The organism is Mycobacterium sp. E735, assembly GCF_001666955.1.
Classification (GTDB): Bacteria; Actinomycetota; Actinomycetes; order Mycobacteriales; family Mycobacteriaceae; genus Mycobacterium.
In genome coordinates, this window is the sequence record NZ_LZIX01000084.1 from 1 (window position 1) to 2,459 (window position 2,459).

Sequence of the window (2,459 nt, forward strand, 5' to 3'; positions counted from 1 at the left end):
ACCACGCACCACCGGCACCAGCCGTGGTACCACCGGGACCCGACACCAACTGCTGAGCCAACTGCGACCAAAACGCCGGGATACCGTTCGAGAAATAAGCAAGACCCGAGGTCTGCTTGAGGATCACCGTGTACAAGGTGGGGTTGAGGCCCAGGTAGTTGTTGGTCGGCGTGGGCAGCCCCGTCTGCAGGCCCTGGATCGCGTTGATCAGCCAGGTAAACGGCCCCGGCTGGGTGGTAGCCGCGGCCGTCACCTGCTGGGTCGGCGCCGCCGCCGTCACCAGCTGCGTGGTCGCCAGCTGCGACGTGCTCGAGGCCACCGTCTGGGCGGTGTTGCCCGCGGGCTGCTGAGCGGCCTGGGTCACCGCCAACGCCTGCTCGGCCACCCCATCAGGAGTCGTGGTGTTCGGCGGGGCATCAAAGGGCGCCAACTGCGAGGCCGTGGCCGAAGCCGCCGCATAGCCATACATCGCCGCCGCATCCTGGGCCCACATCTCCATGTACTGCGCCTCGGTCGCCATGATCGCCGGCGTGTTCTGCCCGAAGAAATTCGTCGCGACCAACGTCGCCAACAACACCCGATTAGCCGCAATCACCGGCGGCGGCACCGTCATCGCAAACGCCGCCTCAAACGCCGCCGCAGCCGCCCGACCCTGACTGGCCGTGTCCTCGGCCAACCCCGCCACCGCAGAAAGCCAACTCACAAACGGCACCACCGCCGACACCATCGACGACGACGCCGGACCCACCCACGGACCCGACGTCAACTCCGCAATCACCGAGCTATACCCACTGGCCGCCGCAGCCACCTCAGCAGCAATCTCATCCCACGCCGCCGACGCCGCCATCAACGAACCCGAACCCGGACCCGCATACATCCGACCGGAATTGATCTCCGGCGGTAACGCCCCGAAGTCAAACACCTGTTCTCCTCAGTTGGCCGGGATCGCTGGCGATCCCGGCAGTCGCATCGGATCAGTGGTGGCCGTGGTCACGGCTTCGTAAGCATTCGCCACCCGTAAGTCGCTGGCCGCCCGGAATCACCGACTCAGACCTCTCGGTCCGCCACCCCAGTCGGCGGGCTGTCCGGCGCATCCTGTCGATCCCGTGCCTGACGCCCAAATGTGGCTTGCCGCCACGCTTCTCGGACACCCGGTCAGGAACAACGTGCACCTTTAGCCTCGATTGATCCCTGCTGTCAGCAACCGAGCGACAGTCCGCGGTCTTACCGAACTGTCGCTCGTGAATGAGATTAGTTCGTTATCAGGGGCGCGCCGACACCCGACGCCAACTGTTCATTCCAGGCCAGCCACTGTTCATTCCCTGTCGACCACAGTTCACTTGTGGCAACTGTTTGTTCATTCGGGGTTTGCTTTGAAATCGTTCTCGATAGCGCCTGCACGGCACCTCGCGCCGGTCAGTCCTCTTCGAGGATCAGCGCCATTTCGGGGCACGAAGCGACGCCGTCCCGGGTCAGCTGCTCGTCCTCGGGCCGCACCTCATGCTCCTCGAGGATCGAATAGCCGGATTCGTCAATCGGGAACAAGTCAGGGTCGACGGCGTAGCACTGGGCATGACCCACGCATCTGGCTTGTTCGAGACGAACCCTCATGAGGTTCCCTCCCTACCGGGCTTCGCAGAATTGCAAGTCGCGTCAGCGAATCGAGCGGCGATTCGTCGCTGGCTAGAGTGTAGAAGATCGCCGCCGCGTGCAGCCGTTGACCGGAAACCATCGCGCCGGCGCGCGATCGGATTCGTGTCCCATTGCGACACATGCGATATTGGTGTGCCGGCTGGAAACGGTGCCGACGAAGTCCCCGCCGCAGCGGTGAGCAGATCAAGATAGACAAGCGGAGAGCCCATGAGCACTCCTGGCCAAGGCCAGCAAGGCACGTTCCACCTACCGCGCCTCGATTTCGAGAAGTTACCGATGGCCGAGGACCGGGGCGTCGGGTGGAAGGTGTTGCGCGACGCCGGCCCGGTGGTGTTCATGAACGGCCATTACTACATCACCCGCCGTGAGGACGTGCTGGCGGCGCTGCGCAATCCCCAGGTGTTCTCGTCCACGATCCTGCAGCCTCCCGGTCACCCGCTGCCCGTGCTGCCACTGGCGTTCGACCCTCCTCAGCACACCCGTTACCGGAAGGTGCTGCAGCCCTTCTTCAGTCCGCTCGGCCTGAGCAAATCCCGCCCGGTGCTGGAGCGGCACGCCGCCGAAATGATCGCCGCCCTTGCGGGCCAAGGCAAATGCGAAGTGATGGCGGACTTTGCGCACCTGTACCCGTTCCAGGTCTTCATGGATCTCTACGGCCTGCCGATCCAGGATCGCGACCGCCTGATCGATTGGAAGGACACTGTCGTCAGCGACAAGCCCTACCTCACCCAGGCCGACCTCGAGAAGAGCCAGCTGCTGTTGGAGTACCTGGTCAATGCGATCCAGCAACGCCGCCAAAACCCCGG

2 protein-coding genes and 1 pseudogene are annotated in these 2,459 nt (G+C 64.2%); 1 reads left to right on the forward strand and 2 read right to left on the reverse strand.

From position 1 onward, the window contains the following. Both A5704_RS06830 and A5704_RS06835 read right to left on the reverse strand, forming a co-directional pair. The coding region (locus A5704_RS06830) for a PPE family protein (protein ID WP_067888086.1) at nt 1-922 on the reverse strand (922 nt) is incomplete at its 3' end. Nucleotides 923-1,416: 494 nt separating this feature from the next. Next, on the reverse strand, nt 1,417-1,611 hold the full coding sequence (locus A5704_RS06835; protein ID WP_067748007.1) for a ferredoxin: 195 nt from the start codon (nt 1,609-1,611) through the stop codon (nt 1,417-1,419). A gap of 249 nt (nt 1,612-1,860) precedes the next feature. On the opposite strand from A5704_RS06835, the pseudogene A5704_RS06840 reads away from it, so the two are divergent. Continuing rightward, a pseudogene (locus A5704_RS06840) lies at nt 1,861-2,459 on the forward strand (cytochrome P450); the annotation flags it as partial.